The organism is Vibrio ruber DSM 16370, assembly GCF_900163965.1.
GTDB classification, from domain to species: domain Bacteria; phylum Pseudomonadota; class Gammaproteobacteria; order Enterobacterales; family Vibrionaceae; genus Vibrio; species Vibrio ruber.
This window is the reverse complement of sequence record NZ_FULE01000018.1, coordinates 99192-121558: the sequence shown is the minus strand read 5'-3', so window position 1 is coordinate 121558 and position 22367 is coordinate 99192. Positions and strand designations below refer to the sequence as shown.

General features: G+C 47.6%; 15 protein-coding genes. 8 read left to right on the top strand and 7 right to left on the bottom strand.

All coding sequences use genetic code 11. The features are described 5' to 3' along the window. Nucleotides 1-155 precede the first annotated feature (155 nt). From gltB to VR7878_RS07430, 7 genes are all read left to right on the top strand, one after another. Nucleotides 156-4619 (top strand): glutamate synthase large subunit, encoded by a 4464-nt coding sequence (gene gltB, locus VR7878_RS07460; protein WP_077334853.1) that lies wholly within the window; start codon nt 156-158, stop codon nt 4617-4619. A gap of 20 nt (nt 4620-4639) precedes the next feature. Continuing rightward, a complete protein-coding gene (locus VR7878_RS07455; protein WP_077334852.1) occupies nt 4640-6052 on the top strand; it encodes a glutamate synthase small subunit GltD family protein in 1413 nt (470 codons plus the stop codon). 221 nt (nt 6053-6273) lie between these two features. Beyond that, entirely contained in the window at nt 6274-6975 is a 702-nt protein-coding gene (mtnN, locus tag VR7878_RS07450; protein ID WP_077334851.1) for a 5'-methylthioadenosine/S-adenosylhomocysteine nucleosidase, read from the top strand. Nucleotides 6976-6990: 15 nt separating this feature from the next. Beyond that, a complete protein-coding gene (locus VR7878_RS07445; protein WP_077334850.1) occupies nt 6991-7944 on the top strand; it encodes a cobalamin biosynthesis family protein in 954 nt (317 codons plus the stop codon). 63 nt (nt 7945-8007) lie between these two features. Then, nucleotides 8008-8880 (top strand): vitamin B12 ABC transporter substrate-binding protein BtuF, encoded by an 873-nt coding sequence (btuF, locus tag VR7878_RS07440; protein ID WP_077334849.1) that lies wholly within the window; start codon nt 8008-8010, stop codon nt 8878-8880. 90 nt (nt 8881-8970) lie between these two features. Continuing rightward, entirely contained in the window at nt 8971-9582 is a 612-nt protein-coding gene (locus VR7878_RS07435; RefSeq protein WP_077334848.1) for a TRIC cation channel family protein, read from the top strand. Between the two features lie 111 nt (nt 9583-9693). After that, a complete protein-coding gene (locus VR7878_RS07430; protein WP_077334845.1) occupies nt 9694-10560 on the top strand; it encodes a LysR family transcriptional regulator in 867 nt (288 codons plus the stop codon). On the opposite strand, the gene VR7878_RS07425 is transcribed toward VR7878_RS07430, so the two are convergent. The 6 genes from VR7878_RS07425 to secA all read right to left on the bottom strand — a co-directional run bounded on the left by VR7878_RS07425 (nt 10490) and on the right by secA (nt 20515). Further along, entirely contained in the window at nt 10490-11272 is a 783-nt protein-coding gene (locus VR7878_RS07425) for a TSUP family transporter (RefSeq protein ID WP_077334843.1), read from the bottom strand. The genes VR7878_RS07430 and VR7878_RS07425 overlap by 71 nt on opposite strands. A gap of 187 nt (nt 11273-11459) precedes the next feature. Continuing rightward, the gene (carB, locus tag VR7878_RS07420) at nt 11460-14690 is read right to left on the bottom strand and encodes a carbamoyl-phosphate synthase large subunit (RefSeq protein ID WP_077334841.1); all 3231 of its coding nucleotides are present in this window, start codon (nt 14688-14690) and stop codon (nt 11460-11462) included. A gap of 17 nt (nt 14691-14707) precedes the next feature. Beyond that, entirely contained in the window at nt 14708-15847 is a 1140-nt protein-coding gene (carA, locus tag VR7878_RS07415; protein WP_077334840.1) for a glutamine-hydrolyzing carbamoyl-phosphate synthase small subunit, read from the bottom strand. Nucleotides 15848-16330: 483 nt separating this feature from the next. Beyond that, nucleotides 16331-17140: a 4-hydroxy-tetrahydrodipicolinate reductase gene (gene dapB, locus VR7878_RS07410; RefSeq protein WP_077334839.1), complete on the bottom strand. Its 810-nt coding sequence runs from the start codon at nt 17138-17140 to the stop codon at nt 16331-16333. A gap of 155 nt (nt 17141-17295) precedes the next feature. Then, nucleotides 17296-17697, bottom strand: coding sequence for an 8-oxo-dGTP diphosphatase MutT (mutT, locus tag VR7878_RS07405; RefSeq protein ID WP_077334838.1), 402 nt, complete (start codon nt 17695-17697; stop codon nt 17296-17298). A gap of 97 nt (nt 17698-17794) precedes the next feature. Continuing rightward, the gene (secA, locus tag VR7878_RS07400) at nt 17795-20515 is read right to left on the bottom strand and encodes a preprotein translocase subunit SecA (RefSeq protein ID WP_077334837.1); all 2721 of its coding nucleotides are present in this window, start codon (nt 20513-20515) and stop codon (nt 17795-17797) included. A 319-nt stretch (nt 20516-20834) separates the two neighbouring features. Here secA and VR7878_RS07395 point away from each other — a divergent pair, with 319 nt between their 5' ends. Continuing rightward, on the top strand, nt 20835-21299 hold the full coding sequence (locus tag VR7878_RS07395) for a DUF721 domain-containing protein (protein ID WP_077334836.1): 465 nt from the start codon (nt 20835-20837) through the stop codon (nt 21297-21299). 81 nt (nt 21300-21380) lie between these two features. On the opposite strand, the gene lpxC is transcribed toward VR7878_RS07395, so the two are convergent. Then, entirely contained in the window at nt 21381-22298 is a 918-nt protein-coding gene (lpxC, locus tag VR7878_RS07390; RefSeq protein ID WP_077334835.1) for a UDP-3-O-acyl-N-acetylglucosamine deacetylase, read from the bottom strand. Between the last annotated feature and the right edge of the window lie 69 nt (nt 22299-22367).

The following is a 22367-nucleotide window of genomic DNA, read 5'->3' as shown; positions in this document are numbered from 1 at the left end:
TTCTATAAAGGATAGCGTTTAAAGTCAACATTAATTCGGGTGCCTAATTGAATGTATTTTTAACCCGAATTAATGCATAAAGATTCAAAAAATAACAACAACATAGAATAGTTAGTCATTCACTGTCGAAGACAGAACGCAAAGGGAGACTTGCAATGGCTCTATATGATCCAAGTCTTGAGAGAGACAACTGTGGGTTTGGCCTGATCGCGCACATGGAAGGTCAGGCAAGTCACAAACTGGTTCGTACCGCAATTTCAGCACTGGACCGTATGACACACCGTGGCGGTATCGCAGCCGACGGAAAAACGGGGGATGGCTGTGGTTTACTGCTGCAAAAACCAGACTCTTATCTCAGACTCATTGCACAAGAGCAAAACTGGAAGCTGAGCAAACAATATGCCGTCGGGATGATTTTCCTGAGCCGGGATCCGGTCAAAGCCCAGTCCGCCTGCGACATTATCAATCAAGAACTTGCCCAAGAAACACTCTCGGTCAGCGGATGGCGGCAGGTGCCGACCAATCCGGATGTTCTCGGGCCAATCGCAGCCCAGTCATTACCGGACATTCAACAAGTCTTTATTTCTGCGCCAGCCGGATGGCGGCAGCAGGATATCGAACGACGCCTGTATATTGCCCGGCGCCGCATCGAGAAAAAAATTACCGATGACGCTGATTTCTACATCTGCTCACTGTCAACTCAGGTCATCGTCTACAAAGGGCTGTGTATGCCCGCAGATTTACCCCGTTTCTATCTCGATCTCGCTGATTTGCGGATGGAATCAGCCATCTGTTTATTCCACCAGCGCTTTTCAACCAATACACAACCGCGCTGGCCGCTGGCTCAGCCTTTCCGCTATCTGGCTCATAACGGTGAAATCAATACCATCGAGGGGAACCGTCAGTGGGCAAGAGCGAGAGCATATAAGTTCGCTTCACCTTTATTGCCTGACCTTCAGTCAGCGGCTCCGTTTGTCAACGAAACCGGCTCTGACTCGTCTAGTCTGGATAATATGTTGGATCTGTTCCTCGCCGGTGGGATGGATCTGTTTCGCGCGATGCGGATGCTGGTGCCGCCGGCATGGCAAAACCACCCGGATATGGATTCGGAACTGCGCGCGTTCTACGATTTTAACTCCAAACACATGGAACCATGGGATGGGCCTGCGGGGATAGTTCTGTCTGACGGACGTCACGCAGCCTGTAACCTTGATCGCAATGGACTGCGACCAGCCCGTTATGTCATCACCAAAGATAAACTCATTACACTGGCCTCTGAAGTCGGTATCTGGGATTACGCACCGGATGAGGTCGCGACTAAAGGTCGGGTCGGCCCCGGTGAATTGCTGGTGATTGATACCAAGACCGGCAAACTGTGGCAATCATCAGAAATCGATAACGAGCTGAAGAGTCGCCATCCATATCAGGAGTGGATGAAACATAACGTCTATCGCCTCAAGCCGTTTGCAGAACTGGGCGATGATCAGATTGGTCAGCGTGATTTTGATAACGCACAACTGAAGATCTATCAGAAACAGTTTGCCATGACCAATGAAGAGATGGATCAAGTGCTGCGGGTTTTGGGCGATATGGGACAGGAAGCCGTCGGCTCAATGGGTGACGATACCCCAATGGCTGTGCTTTCCTCCAAAGAGCGCCTGATCAGTGACTACTTCCGGCAAAAATTTGCGCAGGTCACCAACCCACCGATTGATCCATTGCGTGAAAAGCATGTTATGTCACTGGCAACCAGTATCGGTCAGGAGATGAATGTCTTCTGCGAAACGGATGGCCATGCGCATCGGGTGACTTTTGATTCACCGGTACTGCTCTATTCCGACATGCAGCAGCTGTTAAGTCTGGATGATAAGCACTATAAAAACACCATCTTAGACATCAATTACGATCCACAGGAAAAAGATCTCAAACAAGCGATTCTCGACCTGTGTGACGCTGCCGAACAGGCAGTACGTGACGGTACGGTTCTGATCATTTTATCGGATCGCGCTATCACCAAACATAAACTACCGATCCCTGCCGCTATGGTTGTCGGTGCGGTTCAGACCCGGCTGGTCAATACGCAATTGCGTTGTGACGCCAACATTATTGTCGAAACGGCAACAGCCCGGGATCCACACCAGTTTGCCGTACTGCTTGGCTTTGGTGCGACCGCGATTTACCCCTACCTCGCTTACGAAGCGCTCAGCAAAATGCTCGATGACGGGGTACTCGACAAAAGCTATCGCGATGTGATGCAAAACTATCGTTACGGGATCGATAAAGGTCTGTATAAAATCATGTCGAAGATGGGCATCTCAACCATAGCTTCTTATCGCTGTTCTCAGCTTTTCGAAGCAGTCGGTCTGCACCGGGAGCTGGTTGATCTCTGTTTCCACGGGGTTGCAACCCGAATTCAGGGTGCCAACTTCGAGGACTTCCAACAGGATCTGTTTAATCTGTCACGCAAAGCATGGGCGAAACGCAAATCCATTGACCATGGCGGATTGCTCAAATTTGTCCACGGCGGTGAATACCACGCGTATAACCCGGGCGTCGTCAATCACCTACAAGCTGCGGTTCGCTCCGGTGAAACTCAGGATTACCAACAATTTGCCGCCCAAGTCAACCAACGTCCGGTGGCGATGTTACGTGATTTGATGACCCTGAAAAAATCAGACACGCCACTCGCACTGGAGAAAATTGAACCGGCGACCGACCTGTTTAAGCGGTTCGATTCAGCAGCGATGTCGATCGGGGCACTCAGTCCGGAAGCACACGAAGCGCTGGCAACGGCCATGAACCGTTTAGGTGGTTATTCAAACTCCGGTGAAGGCGGTGAGGATCCGCGTCGTTTCGGTACTGAACGCAACTCGCGTATCAAGCAGGTCGCATCCGGTCGTTTTGGTGTAACGCCTCACTATCTGACCAATGCTGATGTTTTGCAGATTAAAGTCGCGCAAGGTGCGAAGCCCGGTGAAGGCGGTCAGTTACCCGGCCATAAAGTCACGGCCGAAATTGCCCGGCTGCGCCATTCAGTTCAAGGCGTGACCCTGATTTCGCCGCCACCGCACCACGATATCTACTCGATTGAGGATTTAGCACAATTGATCTTCGATTTGAAGCAGGTCAATCCTAATGCACTGGTTTCGGTCAAACTGGTTTCCGAACCGGGAGTCGGCACCATTGCAACAGGCGTTGCCAAAGCTTATGCCGATTTAATTACCATCTCCGGTTATGACGGCGGCACGGCAGCAAGCCCGATTACTTCGGTTAAATATGCCGGTAGCCCGTGGGAGCTGGGTCTGGCAGAAACCCAACAAGCGCTTGTCGCCAATGGTCTGCGGCATAAAATCCGTCTTCAGGTCGATGGCGGTCTGAAAACCGGGTTAGATGTCATTAAAGGGGCGATTCTGGGCGCGGAAAGCTTTGGGTTCGGCACAGCACCAATGATTGCGATGGGATGTAAATTCCTGAGAATCTGTCATCTGAATAACTGTGCTACGGGGGTTGCGACTCAGGATGAAACCCTGCGTCGGGATTATTTCAAAGGGTTACCGGAGATGGTCATTAACTACTTCACCGGATTAGCCAATGAAGTCCGTGGCTATCTGGCCGAGCTGGGCGTGGAGAAGTTAACCGATCTGATCGGACGTACCGATTTGCTGGAAGTCGTCGAAGGTTTGACGGCCAAGCAGACCAAACTGGATCTGTCCGGTATTCTGGAAGCACCGGTTTCCCCTGCGGGTCACCCATTCTTCTGTACAGAGCCCAATAAGCCATTTGATAAAGCTGCACTCAACCAGAAAATCGTTGAAGATGCGCTCGATGCCGTTGAAAACCAGCAATCTTTGAACCTGTATTACGATATCATCAATACTGATCGCTCAGTCGGAGCACGGCTGTCCGGTGAAATTGCCAAACGTTACGGCAACCAAGGGCTGGCTGCATCACCAATCCGTATCTACTTCGAAGGAACAGCCGGACAATCGTTCGGTGTCTGGAATGCCGGTGGTCTGGAACTTCACCTGACCGGTGATGCCAACGATTATGTCGGTAAAGGCATGGCAGGCGGTAAGATTGCCATCAAGCCCCATTTGGGAACAGCTTTCAAATGTAATGAAGCCACCATCATCGGTAATACCTGTTTATACGGTGCAACGGGCGGCAAATTGTTCGCGGCCGGTAAAGCAGGTGAACGTTTCGGGGTGCGTAACTCAGGGACGATTGCTGTGATTGAAGGCGCGGGTGATAACGCCTGTGAATACATGACTGGCGGAGTAGTAGCAGTCCTGGGGGCAACCGGAGTGAACTTCGGTGCCGGGATGACGGGTGGATTTGCCTATGTACTCGATGAGAACAATGACTTCCAAGGCCGGGTGAATAATGAATCCGTTGAAGCGATTTCGCTGCAAGATCTCTACATTCATCAGGAACATTTACGTGGTTTAATTGCAGAGCATCTGGAGCAAACCGGCTCCGTTCATGCCGAATCGATCTTAGCTAATTTCGATGCATGGATTCCGAAGTTCTACCTCATCAAACCACAAGCGGCTGATCTGCAAACACTGCTCGGGCATCAAAGCCGCAGTGCAGCAGAGCTTCGCGTTCAAGCACAATAATTGGAAGGAGCCAGATTATAATGAGCCAGAACGTTTATCAGTTCATTGATGTCAATCGTGTCGATCCGGCCAAAAAGCCGCTCAACGTACGAAAAATAGAGTTTGTTGAAATCTATGAACCTTTTACCCGTCAACAGGCAACCGCTCAGGCAGATCGCTGTCTCGACTGCGGTAACCCCTATTGTGAATGGAAATGCCCGGTTCATAACTACATCCCGCAATGGCTGAAACTGGCCAATGAAGGTCGGATCATCGAAGCTGCGGAACTCTCGCATCAGACCAACAGTCTGCCGGAAGTGTGTGGCCGGGTTTGCCCGCAAGATCGTCTGTGCGAAGGTTCTTGTACGCTCAATGATGATTTTGGTGCTGTCACCATCGGGAATATTGAAAAATATATTAACGATAAAGCCTTTGAAATGGGCTGGAAACCCGACCTGTCTCAAGTCGAGTGGACAGACAAAAAAGTCGCAGTTATCGGTGCCGGGCCTGCGGGTTTGGCGGCTGCTGATGTGTTGGTCAGAAACGGTGTAAAAGCAGTGGTCTTTGATCGCTATCCGGAAATCGGCGGACTACTCACTTTCGGAATCCCTTCGTTCAAGCTGGAAAAAGAAGTGATGCAGAATCGTCGGCGCATCTTTACCGAAATGGGGGTCGAGTTCCGATTGAACACCGAAGTCGGAAAAGATGTCGAGCTGCAATCCCTGATCGATGAATATGACGCTGTATTTCTTGGCGTCGGCACTTATAAAAACATGCGTGCCGGACTGGAAAATGAAGATGCCACCGGGGTGTATGATGCGCTGCCGTTTTTAGTGTCCAACACCTATCGGGTGATGGCGTTGGAAGATTCACAACCCTTCATTGATATGGCCGGAAAAAATGTCGTCGTTTTAGGCGGCGGTGATACCGCAATGGACTGTGTCCGCACCTCAATTCGTCAACAAGCATCACATGTGATCTGCGCCTACCGACGCGATGAAGAGAACATGCCGGGCTCACGTCGTGAGGTCAAAAATGCCAGAGAAGAAGGCGTCGAGTTCATGTTTAACCTGCAACCACTCGGTATTGAAGTTGACGGCCGCGGTCAGGTCACCGGGGTAAAAGTCGTTAAAACCGCATTGGGTGAACCGGATGAAGCCGGACGTCGTCGTCCTGAGCCGGTGTCGGGCAGTGAACATGTGCTTGCTGCCGATGCGGTCATTATGGCATTTGGTTTCCAGCCTCATGCAATGCCTTGGCTTGAGCCTTTCGGTGTCGAGCTGGATCAATGGGGACGCCTTAAAGCACCGGATGATAGCCAATACCCTTACCAGACCACCAATGAAAAAATCTTCGCCGGTGGCGATGCGGTACGTGGTTCCGATCTGGTTGTGACGGCCATTGATGAAGGCCGTAAAGCTGCCGGTGGTATTCTGGACTATTTGGATGTCTAAACTGGATGGCGACTAAACTGGGTCGCTAAACTGAATGTCTAAATAAGCAGACACATTGCAGCTTATTTAAACATGGCGGGTTTTCCCGGCAACAATCATCTCCCGGTATCGCTTTCGGTACCGGGATTTTTTGCGCCGGATTCTGCCCCGGATAACTAGTTGAATCCCAAAAAATCATGCTAAACTCAGCGCTAATCTGAATAAAGAAAAAGAGACTTGATATGAAAATTGGCATCATTGGCGCAATGGAGCAAGAAGTTGCGATTCTCAAATCGTCGATCCAGAATCTGCAAGAAGAAAAAAAAGGTGGCTGCACTTATTATTCCGGTCAAATCAACGGGTTGGATGTCGTACTACTCCAATCAGGTATCGGTAAAGTTGCCGCAGCAGTCGGCACCGCCTTATTGCTGGAACTCTATGCCCCCGATGTCGTGATTAATACCGGGTCAGCCGGTGGTTTTGATCCGTCACTAACCATGGGTGATGTGGTTATTTCTACTGAAGTCAGACACCATGATGCCGATGTAACTGCGTTTGGTTATGAAATCGGTCAAATGGCAGGTCAGCCAGCCGCTTTCCCAGCCGATGAAAAATTAATTAAACTGGCAGAGGATGCGCTTGCACAACTGGGAGACAAACATGCAGTACACGGTCTGATTTGTACCGGTGATACTTTTGTCTGTCAGCCGGAACGACAAGCATTGATCCGCCAGAACTTCCCGCAAGCGATTGCCGTCGAGATGGAAGCTTCAGCGATTGCTCAGACTTGCCATCAGTTCAACACGCCGTTTGTAGTTGTCCGGGCAATTTCTGATGTGGCAGATAAAGAATCACCAATGTCGTTTGATGAGTTCTTACCTCTCGCTGCTGCCAGTTCTTCAGAAATGGTACTGAAAATGCTGGAACGCCTGCATCAGGCATAATCGTATCTGACCCGCATGAACCATATTCAGGAATTACTGCAAACACAGAGTGCGCTTCTCATTATGTGGGGCGCATTGCTGATCCATCTCGTGCTGCCTTTGCCAAGCGTGGCTCACCCTGCGCTGCTGTGGCACAAGTTTGCAGAGATTCTGGCGGAAAAAGTCAATACACAGGGCAGCTATGCACAGCGAACCCTGTCCGGCACTCTCGCTACATTTTTGATGCTCATTCCTGCCTTGATGGTTCTGATCGCACTGGAACCACTGGTCTGGCAGTCGGAACTCTATCACCTGTTGTTATTAATTCTGGCGCTTGACTGGCGCGGGTTAACGACATTGAGTAAGCCACTGTTTCATGCGCTGGCGATACAGGATAAACCCCAAGCTCGCCAGTTACTTGCAGAACGACTGAACCGTCAAACCGATGCTTTGTCAGAAGTCGGCTTGGGTAAGGCCAGTGCTGAATTATTGATTGTCGGTCAAGCCCGGCAAGTCATCACCGTCCTGTTCTGGTATGGTCTGCTGGGCGGTGTCGGTGCATTGATGTACCGCTTGATCGTCGAATTAAGCCGAGTCTGGTCTCCGTCCGTTCCGAGCAACTATCCTTTCGGTCTGGCTGCAAGTCGTCTTAACGCCGGGTGTGAATGGATTCCGGTTCGTCTCTTTGCCTTATTCCTGATGGCAGGACAAAACCTGTCGTCAATCTGGGCTCAGACTCGTCGGCAAAGCTGTTCCTGGCCGTCCCGAACTATCGGCTGGCTGCTATGTTCAGTCGGGCATAAACTCAATCTGTCGCTTGGCGGGCCGGCCATTTATGCGGGGCAAAAGAATGTCCGGGCCAAACTCGGTGGCAGAGTCATTCCTTCGGCTTTACATCTGTCACAGGTCCAGAAACTGCTCAATCAGCGCACTTATGTCTGGATCGGATGCCAAAGCCTGCTGATGTTCACTGCTGCACAACTGTTCTGAATCACCGATTGCTTAGGGCATCAATACCCCATTCGTAAACAGTCTCAATCACAAGGTTGCCAAATGTTGATTCACCGATTTTATTTATTTGCATTGCTGCTTTTTATCCCGGTACTCACAACGGCAGCGACCTCGGTTCAACGCATTATTACGCTGGCGCCTCACGCAACAGAACTCGCCTATTCTGCCGGTCTCGGCAATAAAATCGTTGCCGTCAGTGATTACAGCGACTATCCGCCCGAAGCAAAAAACTTACCCAAAGTTGCCAACTATAAAGGGATTAAAATTGAAAAAATTCTCAGCCTTAAACCGGATTTGGTGATCATTTGGCCGGATGGCAATCCGCCCCGGGAATTACAGAAACTGAAACAGATGGGAATTCGAACCTATCCCTCTCAAATTCATCGTTTAGACGACATTGCTGATAATATCGAAGCACTCAGCCAGTATGCAGACAATCCCCGGATTGGTCATGAAAATGCGAGACAATTTCGTCAGAAACTGACAGCACTAAAACAACGTTATCAACCGGCCCGAAAGATTCGTTTCTTCTACCAGCTCAGTGAAAAACCGATCATCACCATCGCTCAGAATCGCTGGCCCAGTGAAGTGTTTGAATTTTGTGGCGGCGAAAATGTATTTCAAAAAAGTCCGGCACCGTACCCGCAAGTCAGTCGTGAGCAGGTACTACTGGCACAGCCTGAGGTCATTTTTAATTCCCGCCATGCCGTTGAAAATTTAAATATGTGGACAGACTGGCCTCGTATTCCGGCCGTTCGCTTACATCAGGTATGGACCCTCAATTCTGACTGGCTCAACCGCCCCACCCCACGAACGATTCAAGCGATTGAAGAGATCTGTAATTACTTCGACAAGGCCAGAAAAAATACGCAGACTTTATCGGCTGAGAAGTCTGATTATAAAACTATCGATTAGCACTATTTTCCCGTACAATGCGCCCTGTTTTTCTCTATACCTAAAAACAATCGCGCTGTAATCAAATAATATTGTGGGCCCTCTCAACGTATGTTTCTCTATCTGATTGATTTATTTGGAACAATCGTATTTGCCATTTCTGGTGTACTGTTAGCCGGCCGTTTAAAAATGGATCCATTCGGTGTCGTCGTTCTTGCCAGCGTGACAGCGATTGGCGGCGGAACCATGCGTGATATTGCTTTGGGAGCAACCCCGGTATTCTGGATTACCGACACCACCTACCTGTGGGTAATTCTTGCCACCAGCTTCCTGACGATGCTGATTGTCCGTCGCCCTAAACGTCTCTCTTGGTGGGTTCTGCCGGTTTGTGATGCAATCGGTCTGTCAGTCTTTGTTGGAATTGGTGTCGATAAATCACTGCTTTATCAGGACTCGTCACTGGTTGCAATTATTATGGGCGTTCTGACCGGATGTGGCGGTGGTATCATTCGCGATATCCTCGCCCGGGAAATCCCCATGATTCTGCGCAGCGAAGTGTACGCGACCGCCTGTATTGTCGGTGGTATTTTCCATACCACGGCAATACAAATGGGCTACGACCACAAGACGGCATTTTTATCCGGTTTTCTCTCGACGCTGATCATTCGTCTTGGCGCAATCCGTTGGCACCTGTCTCTACCGGTTTTTGCCATTAATCGCTAAGGGCTCAGGCGCTGTTGCAAACAATTTTTCCTATCAAGCATTCTGTTATCGCAATCAGAGACAGCTTTCGCTAAAGTAGACGAATGCTCTCTCTGATTGATAGTGGACACTATGTTGCTTGAAGGCATTGAAACACTCCTGATTCTCAGCAAAGAAAAAACCATGAGCCGGACGGGGAGCATACTCTATATCAGTCAATCTGCCGTCAGTAAACGCATTGCCAATTTAGAAAACCGGCTGGGGAAAAAACTGGTTGTGCCCGACGGACGGCACATCAAACTCACAGCGGATGCACTGGCACTGATTGAGCGAGTCGGCCCGAGCTTTCATGAACTGAGCGGATTAATATTCGAACAGCAGGCTCTGGAAGATCACACCCTGATCCGCTTTGATTGTTCAGAAACGCTGGTAGCAGGTTTGCTCAGCCATGTGATGGGGCAATATTTCAGCCACGATCCCAGAATTACGATCACCACCAATCACACTCCCAGAATCGTTGAACATGTCCGCTCCGGCAAAGCCACTCTCGGATTGTGTGCCGGTTATCTGCCGGGAAATCATGGCCTGAAAACCTTTCATCTCTACAATGAACCGGTTTTTATTGTCAGTCAGACACCACTGCAGCAGCTTCCGCAACAAATCATCACCAATGATCTGTCTAACAGTGCCAACACGTATCAGGCATCAGTGCTGGATCATCTCGCAATCACCCCGGTGATGGAAATGGACTCATACACCGCAGCGGCACAACTGGCATTACAAGGCGTCGCACCTGCGCTGATCCCTCTTTCCATCGTGCACACACTATCTATTGCGCCCCGCTACTGTTTTAGTTTTGATGACCTTCAGCCGTTATTCCGGCCGGTTCATCTCTGTCTGAGAACTATGACTTATCGCTCACCACGTATTAAATCACTGATAGCAGCCATTGTTGATGCTGTTCCCAGAGTAACTTCAGAGCCATGGATAAAGACATAAGGATAACCAAAGGGCGAATCCATTTCTGACCTTTATTAACCACAATACGGGCACCGATTCTCGCCCCGAGAAATTGTCCGACAGCCATCACCAAGCCAAGTTTCCATACCGGTAACCCGGCCGCCAGAAAGAAAATCAACGCTGCAATATTCGATGTGAAATTCAGCACTTTCGCGCGCGCAGTTGCTTCAATAATCGATAACCGGCTAATCACAACAAAACAAACAGCAAAGATTGCCCCGGTTCCCGGGCCAAAAAAACCATCATAAAATCCGACACTGGTACCGACCAGCAAAGCAAATAATCCATCGGATAACGCTGCTTTTTTATCCGTCTCAGCCTTCGCTTGAGGTGCCAGTAAAAAGTATAGTGAGATCGCAATCAGTAAACCGGGAATCAGGCTGGTCAATAATTCAGCATCCAAAATCTGCACTAATTCCGCACCGGTTGCCGCACCGATAAAGGTACAGACAATTGCCAGCCACATTTGCCGCAGAGAAACTAAACCATGACGCACAAAGTAAAATGTAGAAGAAAAACTGCCGAATGAACTTTGAAGTTTATTGGTTGCAATCGCTTGTGCAGGAGAGATACCGGTTGCCATCAACACCGGTAGCGTAATCAGTCCGCCGCCGCCGGCAATCGCATCAATGCATCCGGCCAACCCGGCCGCCAAAAAAAGCAATGCAAGTATCTCGATCGAAATCTCCATATTATTCCTTAACCGATTAGATTGAGCTCAAAATTACCATTTAAAAATCAGGAGATACAGTGAAAACATGGATATCGTCCTATTCCATATATTCATCATTAAATTGCTTTGTATCGGCAAATATCTCGCGATCAAAAAAGCCCGGGGAAATCCCGGGCTTGGATAACACAACAACATCAGTTATTGATTAAGCATGTCTGAGTCTGACTTGTTCATGCATTTCTTGTACAGAAATAACAGAAGCTTTCGGGTCAGCCGTATGGCCCATTGCTGTTGCAAATGCAGCATTCATAGTGGTGGCATAATTGACTTTCTCAGCCAACGCACCACGGCGCAGAACTTTTGAATCTTCAATCGCCTGACGCCCGGAAGCCGTATTGATAATGTAGGTATATTCATTATTCTTGATCCGGTCAAGAATATGAGGACGACCTTCATGAACCTTGTTCACCAGCCGTGGGTTAATTCCGGCTTCACCCAGAACGACCGCTGTGCCGTGTGTTGCGTCCAGTTGATACCCTAACTGGATCAACTTTTCAGCTAAAGCTACCGCACGCTGTTTATCACTTTCGCGAACAGAAATCAGCGCCCGGCCCCCTTCAGGGTAGACACAACCACATGCCAACTCTGCTTTGGCAAAGGCTTCAGCAAATGTGCGGCCAACGCCCATCACTTCACCGGTAGAACGCATCTCAGGACCAAGCAACGGATCCACACCCGGGAACTTATTAAACGGTAATACAACTTCTTTCACCGAGTAGTAAGGTGGGATAATTTCTTGGGTAAACCCTTGTTGCTCCAGACTCTGTCCGGCCATCACCCGCGCAGCAATTTTTGCCAATGGCGCACCGGTAGCTTTAGACACAAACGGTACTGTCCGCGCAGCACGTGGGTTAACCTCAATCAGGTAAACTTCATTGTTTTTGACGGCAAACTGAGTATTCATCAGTCCCCGGACACCCAGTTCAAACGCCAGTTTTTCAACCTGCTCACGCATCACGTTCTGAATATCCTGACTCAGCGTATAAGCCGGCAGTGAACATGCAGAGTCGCCTGAGTGAACACCAGCCTGCTCAATATGCTCCATGATGCCGCCGATAACGACCCGTTCACCGTCGCAAATCGCATCAATATCAACTTCAACCGCATCATCCAAGAAGTGATCCAGCAAAACCGGAGACTCATTGGAAACACTGACCGCTTCATTGAAATAACGGCGCAGATCGGCTTCATCATAAACAATTTCCATTGCACGGCCACCGAGGACGTAAGATGGACGCACAACCAATGGATAGCCAATTTCTTTTGCTTTATCCACCGCATGTTCAAGTGCTGTTACTGTTGCATTTTCCGGTTGCTTGAGACCTAAACGCTCAACCGCCTGTTGAAAACGCTCCCGGTCCTCTGCCCGGTCAATAGCATCCGGGCTGGTACCGATAATCGGTACACCGGCTGCTTCTAACTCACGCGCCAGTTTCAGCGGTGTTTGCCCGCCATACTGAACAATCACTCCGGCCGGTTTCTCAACCCGGGCAATCGCCAAGACATCTTCCAGCGTTACCGGTTCAAAGTAGAGACGGTCAGAAGTATCGTAATCGGTTGAGACCGTTTCAGGGTTACAGTTAACCATAATGGTTTCATAACCATCTTCACGCAGCGCCAGTGAGGCGTGAACACAACAGTAGTCGAATTCAATCCCCTGACCAATCCGGTTCGGTCCGCCACCCAACACCATAATCTTCTTCTTATCTGTCGGGTAGGCTTCACACTCTTCATCGTATGAGGAATACATATAAGCGGTTGAAGAAGCAAATTCCGCAGCACAGGTATCGACACGCTTATAAACCGGATGAATCTCAAACTGATCGCGCAAGCGACGAATCTCATGTTCAGAAACCCCGACCAGTTTTGATAAGCGAGTATCGGCAAAACCTTTGCGTTTCATGCGACGCAGCACGTCTTTCGTCAATCCGGCAAAGCCATTGGTTTTAATCTCTGTTTCCAGCTGAATCAACTCTTCAATCTGGACGAGGAACCAACGATCAATCCCTGTCAGGTTAAAGATGGCATCAACTGACATACCGGCACGGAAAGCGTCACCGATGTACCAAATCCGCTCGGCACCTGCTTCTTTGAGCTCGTGCCGAATTTTGGTCAGCGCTTCCGGAGAGTCCAGATCAACCATCTCATCAAAGCCGTAAGAGCCTACTTCAAGACCACGCAGGGCTTTTTGCAGAGACTCTTGCTGGTTACGCCCAATCGCCATCACTTCACCAACCGACTTCATCTGTGTGGTTAGCTTCGTATTGGCACCGGCAAACTTTTCAAAGTTAAAGCGCGGAATCTTGGTCACAACATAATCGATCGTCGGTTCGAACGAGGCAGGAGTCACGCCTCCGGTAATATCATTGGTCAACTCGTCAAGCGTGAAACCAACTGCAAGCTTCGCTGCAATTTTTGCTATCGGGAAGCCTGTTGCTTTCGATGCCAGAGCAGAAGAACGGGAAACCCGCGGGTTCATTTCAATGATGACCATCCGGCCATCTTCAGGGTTGATACCGAATTGCACATTCGAGCCACCGGTTTCAACACCGATTTCACGTAAGACCGCCAGAGAAGCGTTTCTCATCAGCTGGTATTCTTTATCTGTCAGCGTCTGAGCCGGTGCAACCGTAATTGAATCTCCGGTGTGAATCCCCATCGGGTCAAAGTTTTCAATTGAACAGACAATGATACAGTTGTCGCTCTTATCACGAACAACTTCCATTTCATACTCTTTCCAGCCAATCAGTGACTCATCAATCAGCAACTCATTGGTAGGAGAAAGGTCTAATCCGCGATGACAGATTTCTTCAAACTCTTCTTTGTTATAAGCGATACCGCCACCGGTTCCGCCCATGGTGAATGAAGGACGGATGATACATGGAAAGCCGACTTTCTCGAGCACTTGATAAGCTTCTTCCATACTCTTTGCGGTATCGGCACGAGGGCATTCCAGACCAATTGACTTCATTGCAGCATCGAAACGAGAACGATCTTCTGCTTTATCAATCGCATCGGCAGTTGCGCCAATCATTTCAACACCGAACTCTGCCAGAACCCCTTGACGATCCAGTTCAAGCGCACAGTTCAGCGCAGTCTGACCGCCCATGGTCGGCAGTACGGCATCAGGGCGTTCTTTTTCAATAATTTTACGTACAACTTCCCACTGAATCGGCTCGATATAAGTGGCATCAGCCATCTCAGGATCAGTCATGATTGTTGCCGGATTCGAGTTGACCAGAATAACCCGATAACCTTCTTCTCTCAGAGCCTTACATGCTTGTGCTCCGGAGTAATCAAACTCACAGGCTTGGCCGATTACAATCGGGCCCGCACCTAAGATAAGAATACTTTGTATGTCAGTACGTTTTGGCATCGTCTACTCGCTCCGAATTAAGCACGGTGTTGTTGGATAAGTTCAATAAAGTGATCAAATAGAGGCGCTGCATCATGTGGCCCGGGGCTTGCTTCAGGGTGCCCTTGGAAACTGAACGCAGGTTTGTCGGTCCGATGAATGCCCTGAAGTGAACCGTCAAATAATGACTTATGGGTCGCTTTCAGAGTTGTCGGCAAACTTGCTTCATCTGCAGCAAAACCGTGGTTTTGCGAGGTAATCATCACAACATCCCGCTCGATATCTTTGACCGGATGGTTCGCGCCATGATGACCAAACTTCATTTTGATGGTTTTTGCACCGGATGCAAGCGCAAGAATTTGGTGTCCAAGGCAGATACCAAAGACTGGAATGCCTTTATCCAAAAAGGTTTTTGTTGCTTCAATGGCGTATGTACAAGGTTCCGGATCACCCGGTCCGTTTGAAAGGAAAATACCATCCGGATTCATTGCTAAAACGGTTTCCGCAGGAGTCTCCGCCGGAACAACGGTCAGACGGCACCCCCGGTCAACCAGCATCCGCAGAATATTGCGCTTGGCACCGAAATCGTACGCGACAACATGATAAGGTAACTCACTTTTATCTTTAGCCTGAGGGAGTCCACTTGCTAAAGACCAAGATCCTTGCGTCCACTCATATGCTTCTTTAGTCGTCACAACTTTTGCCAGATCCATGCCTTTCAGGCCCGGAAACTCTTTTGCTTTGGCTAAAGCAAGTGACTCATCCAGATTCTCACCCGCCATGATACAGCCGCTTTGAGCGCCTTTCTCACGGAGAATCCGGGTTAGTTTTCGTGTATCGATATCTGCAATACCTACAATATTTCTACTGTTCAAATACTCAGATAAGCTTTGCTCACTTCTGAAATTCGATGCAATCAATGGCAAATCACGAATGATTAGTCCTTGGGCATGAATATCTGAGGATTCTTCATCTTCTGAGTTAGTGCCGGTATTGCCAATATGAGGATAAGTAAGAGTGACGATTTGTTGAGAGTAGGAAGGATCAGTGAGGATTTCTTGGTACCCCGTCATCGAGGTATTAAAAACGACTTCACCAACGGAAACGCCATCTGCGCCAATGGACAGTCCGTGGAACACTGTCCCATCTTCCAGGACTAACAGTGCTGACTTGCTCAAGACAACCTCCAGAATAAAAATGCAAAAAATTTAGATGAAACTGCAAATTTGCCTTCCTAAAACGCTACAGAATAAAACTATAGAGTATTTCGGACAAATTAGACGCATTCTATAGATAGGTGTGATTTGTGTCAATGTTCAAAACTTAACAAATGTACTTTTTTACCGTGTTATTTAAAAAAATAAAATGAACAGAGTAAAAAGATACATTAAATCTGTATTATCAAACAACTCAAGGGGGATATAAGTCAAAAAGAGAGGAAACGGATAAAAAACATTCACAAAAAAATAAACAAACCAGCGCAATCGATAACGGACGCTCAAAAATATAACTTTTCTTGCCTTTAACACAAATAAAATACGATATCTTTTATTATACAAAATAAAGAAAGCACAGACTTGGCAGGTTATAGTATCAAAGTAAAACTTATTATTTGAGCAAAAATCGAATGCGCCGGAGCTATCCAGCGCATAATTATGTATTTAAAGCTGATTCAGAGAAAGGACATCCGTCATGGTATAAAAGCCTGCCTGTTTATCCGATAACCAGATCGCTGCTCTCACCGCACCATTGGCAAATGTCATCCGGTCAGAAGCTTTATGGGAAATCTCAACACGTTCCCCGAGATCAGCAAACATGGCAGTGTGCTCACCGACAATGTCACCGGCACGAATCGTTGCAAAGCCAATCTCTTCTCGTTGTCTTTCGCCCGTAATGCCTTCTCTGGCGTAGACAGCAACATCTTTCAGCTCATTGCCCATCGCATGAGCAATCGCTTCTCCCATACCGATAGCAGTTCCGGAAGGTGCATCAACCTTGTAACGATGGTGTGCTTCGACAATTTCGATATCACAGTAACTTCCCATCACTCTGGCCGCTTTTTCCAGTAGCTTGAATACCAAATTGACACCAACACTATAGTTAGGAGCCATCACCACCGGAATCTCTTGTGCAGCCTGATGAATTTGTGCAATCTCAGCCTCAGAAAACCCAGTCGTGCCAATTACAATACTTTTACCATGCTGCTTACATAACGCGATATTTGCCAAAGTGCTCACAGGTGAAGTGAAGTCAATAATGACATCAAATTGATCAATTGCATTTTCCAGATTATCAACCAATGTGATGCCAAAGTGTCCCTCACCACATAACTCTCCGATATCGACCCCGACCAATGATGATTCCGGACGTTCAGAACCAGCACCTACAGTGGCGAGATCATGATGATGTGTGGCTTTGACCAGGTTGCGACCCATTCGACCGGCAGCACCTGCTATTGCAATTTTAACCATTGCTAACTTCTCCATTCTGCTCAAATACGAATCGACAATTCCATCCGTATTACATCTCTATCGATTTATTTGTCTAAACTACCAACATTCAACTCATGTGGCTAGGCTTGTTGACGCTTCATGATGCAATCTCGCTACATTGACGCCCGCTCGAATCAACGGGAAAAGTCATGAATCAGTTGCTCAACAACGGGCAGATTCGCTTCAGGAAATTGATAATCAGTCAGTGCAGCAATCGCAACCCATTGCCCTTCCTGACCTTCTCTGCCATAAGGTGTTCCGGTAAAATCCGTCACAGAAATAAAATCAAATACCAGTGACTTTTCCGGGTAATCATGGGTCAAATGCTGGTATAGATGTTGAGCTGTGACCTCAATACCAATCTCTTCCTCTAATTCTCGGTGAATGGCGGCCTCAATTGATTCTCCGCTCTCAACTTTACCACCGGGAAACTCCCAAAATCCGCCTTTATGCAGATGATCTGGCCGCTTGGTTATATAAACTTGTGATTGTTCCTGATTAAAAATGATCGCCGCAACAATATGGGTTCTTTTCATATATTCCTCTGACACGCTGTTATCCGTCGAGTCTAACGATAATTACGTGGCAAAAAAAGAGCCGCTTTCTCAGCGGCTCTCGACTCATGTGAAATTTTTAAGCAATACGCCCATGGCACTGCTTGTATTTTTTACCACTACCACATGGGCAAGGCTCATTACGCCCTACTTTTTTCTCTTCACGAACCAGTGGTTGCTGCCCTTCGGGTGACTCTTCACCTTGGAGACTATCACTCTCTGCATGTTGTGCTTGCGCATAACGAGCCGCTTCTTCGATCTGAGCCTGACGACGTGCTTCCATCTCATCGACTTCTTCAGGCTGTTGTACCCGAACTTTAGACAGGATCGCGATCACATCAGATTTCAGAGAATCAAGCAGCCCTTCAAACAGTTCGAACGACTCACGTTTATATTCCTGCTTCGGATTCTTTTGTGCATAACCACGCAGGTGAATCCCCTGACGTAAATGATCCATCGCAGCCAGATGTTCTTTCCATAATGTATCCAGCGTTTGTAGCATGACGGATTTTTCAAAATTACGCAGCACTTCCGCGCCCACTAAGGTTTCTTTCTCTTGGTAAACTTTCACGGCTTCTTGAATGATGCGCTCACGAAGGACTTCTTCATACAACTTATCATCTTCATCCAGCCATTCCTGAATTGGCAAACTCAGATCAAAATCGTGTTTCAGGCGATTATGTAATCCCTGAATGTCCCACATATCTTCCAGCGACTGAGGTGGAATATATTCATCAATGACAGCGGTGAAGACATCGAAACGGTTTTGCTCGATCATTTCCTGAATATCTTCTGCTTCCATCAACTCATCGCGGAGTTCATAAACCACCTTACGCTGATCATTGGCAACATCATCATATTCCAGCAACTGCTTACGAATATCGAAGTTACGACCTTCGACCTTACGTTGTGCTTTTTCAATCGAGCGGGATAACAGTTTACTTTCAATCGCTTCCCCTTCATCCATACCACTCTGAATCAAACCAGCCATACGGTCTGAGGTAAAGATTCTCAGCAGTGCATCTTCCATGGAGAGATAAAAGCGTGATGATCCCGGATCGCCCTGACGACCGGAACGTCCTCTCAACTGGTTATCGATCCGGCGGGATTCATGTCGCTCAGTACCGATAATATGCAAGCCACCGGCTTCCAGTACCTGTTCATGGACTTTTTTCCATTCTGCTTTGATTTGATCAATCTGCTCTTGGGTCGGATTGTCCAGCGCATCGACTTTTGACTGCCAGCTTCCCCCCAACACAATATCCGTCCCACGACCAGCCATATTGGTTGCGATCGTTACAGAACCGGGCTTACCGGCTTCAGCAACAATTTCAGCCTCTTTTTCGTGGAACTTCGCATTCAAGACATTGTGTTTGACTTTAGCTTTCTTCAGCGCCTGAGACAGGAGTTCCGATTTCTCAATTGAAATCGTCCCGACTAAGACGGGCTGCCCTTTTTGCACACGCTCTTTAATATCCTCAATGATCGCCGCAAATTTTTCAGCTTCGGTCCGATAAACAACATCCGCCATATCATCACGGATCATCGGTTTATTGGTTGGAATAACCACGGTTTCCAAGCCATAAATGGTCTGGAATTCGAATGCTTCTGTATCGGCAGTCCCTGTCATACCTGACAGTTTTTCATAGAGACGGAAGTAGTTCTGGAAGGTAATCGAAGCTAAGGTCTGGTTCTCATTCTGGATTTTCACCCCTTCTTTGGCTTCAACCGCCTGATGCAAACCATCAGACCAGCGACGACCGGGCATAGTTCGTCCGGTATGTTCATCAACAATAATCACTTCGCCTTCATTTGAAACGATGTAATCAACATCTTTCTCAAACAAGACATGTGCTCTTAGCGCTGCATTAACGTGATGGAGCAAGCTGATATTCGCAGGAGAGTAGACTGTATCACCTTCATTCATCAGGCCATTTTTCACTAACAGTTCCTCGACATACTCTTGTCCGGTTTCTGTCAGGTAGACCTGTTTCGCTTTTTCATCGACGGTGTAGTGCCCGTCACCACGGTATTCTTCCGAGTCTTCTTTCTCTTGCCTTTCCAGCGAAGGAATCAAGGTGTTAATGCGGGTGTACAATTCAGAGCTGTCTTCAGCAGGACCGGAAATAATCAACGGCGTTCGGGCTTCATCGATAAGAATAGAATCCACCTCATCGACGATTGCAAAAAAGCGAGCTCGCTGAACCCGGTCTTCTTTACGAAATGCCATATTATCGCGCAAGTAATCAAAGCCGAATTCATTGTTTGTTCCATAGATGATATCAGCCTGATAGGCTTGTTGCTTTTCCTGAGGCATCATACCGGGAACGTTCACACCAACGGTCATCCCCAAAAACTCAAACAATGGTCGGTTGGTTTCAGCATCACGCTTAGCGAGATAATCGTTCACAGTAACGACATGGACACCATATCCCGGTAAAGCGTTCAGATAAGCAGCCAGTGTCGCAGTCAGGGTTTTCCCCTCCCCTGTCCGCATCTCTGCGATTTGTCCACCATTGAGGACCATCCCACCAATCAACTGAACGTCAAAGTGACGCATCCCAAATACGCGTTTCGAGGCTTCACGAACCGTTGCAAATGCTTCAGGCAGTAGCTGCTCCAGCGTTTCTCCCTGAGCTAAACGCTCACGAAACTCAATCGTCTTCGCTTTTAAATCTTCATCGGAGAAGGCTTCATAAGTGGGTTCATAATTATTGATTTCTTTAACAATTTTTCTCAGGTGTCGTAATGTTCTGTCATTACGGCTACCAATAACCTTAGTCAGTAGCTTAGTTATCATTTTTATCCGAATCTCTCTATGCTTAGATCACTTGAGATCTACTCTTGTTCCATCAGTCTCTATCAGTCATCAACTAAGTGTACTGAGATAAATCATGTCTATCCGATATTGAGGCTTATCGATGGTTTTTCAAGGCAATTCTTTTTAAGAAGCATATAGTGTAAGGAATTTTTAGTCTGATCACCAACATCACCGACGATTTGTTTGATTACAATACTTAAAATGATTCGTTAAACGAAGAAAGAAATACAAGAAGCGCCATTAACGAGCAATTTAAGATAGAATAGAAAAGTGAGCGTTAGACTGACTGGATCCTATCATGAGAAATCACCGCCCGACTGCCACGAATGAGTTAATCAGCCATTCAAAGCTGAAAGAGATTCAGAAACATGCTGAGTCAATCAATCAGCTAAGCCAGATCATTTTACCGTTGCTGCCGAAGGGAACTCAGCCTTACGTTCGGGTGGCAAATCTTCGCCGCAATAATCTGGTATTGGAAGTCGCGAGTGCGGCAATCAAAATGAAACTGGACTATGAACGCTTACAAATTCTCAATCATTTGCGTAATCAGGGATTTGCTCATTTGGTCAGTCTCGAAGTGGTGATCAACCCGTCAATTTATCGAACTGACTCATCTGCAAATGAAGATAAAACGCCAAAAAATCCGCGAATTATTTCTTCTCAAACAGCAGATTTACTCAAATGCATCGCCGATCATGCTTCACCGAAAGTAAAGAAAAGGCTGGAAAACATTGCCTGTCTTGCCAACAAGAAAGACAAATAACCACGCACTCTATTCATACCGACAACCGACTGATATAAAAAAACCAGACTTGAAGTCTGGTTTTTTTAAGTAAATAGATTGTTACGCCAGCACAGAGCTTGGGTCTGCAAAAGCGACCGGAGAACCAACGTCTTCACCAAACGTTGCCCATTCCCATGCTTCTTGGTCTGCTAAAAGTGCACGTAATAGCTGATTGTTCAGACCATGTCCGGATTTGTAAGCTCTGAATTCACCAACGATAGAATGGCCACACATGTATAGATCACCGATGGCATCCAAAACTTTATGTGTAACAAATTCATTCGCAAAACGAAGACCGTCTTCATTCAGAATACGGTAATCATCCAGAACAATAGCACAATCAAAACTACCGCCCAGACAAAGATTCTGTGACTGTAGATATTCGATATCACGCATGAAACCGAACGTTCTCGCCCGAGAAATATCACGAACAAACGATTGAGACGAAAAGTCAAATAATAGACGCTGCTCGTCGGATTCAATTGCCGGATGATTGAAATCAATCTCAAAATCCATCCGAAAACCTTGGTAAGGGACTAACTCGGCCCACTTATCACCATCTTCAAAACGAACCGGCTTTTTCACCCGGATGAATCGCTTCGGCGCATTCTGAACGTCAATACCCGCTTGCTGTAAGAGAAATACAAATGGGCTGGCACTGCCGTCCATAATCGGAATTTCCGGAGCATCGACTTCAACCACAGCGTTATCGATTCCCATCCCGGCAAGCGCTGCATTTAAGTGCTCTACGGTAGAAATTCGAATACCATCATCATTCACAAGAGCAGTACATAACATAGTGTCACGTACATTTTCTGGATTTGCCGGAAAATCGACAGGTGGTGTCACGTCAGTACGGCGATAAATAATACCGGTGTTTGCAGCGGCAGGGCGAAGAGTTAACGTGACTTTACGACCAGAGTGAAGTCCCACCCCAGTTGTTTTCACTATCTCTTTCAACGTTCGTTGTCTGATCATCTGCTTGCCTCAATGTCAGTGCTACAAAACACGGCCAATACCTATTGGCCGCAAATAATATCACAATTG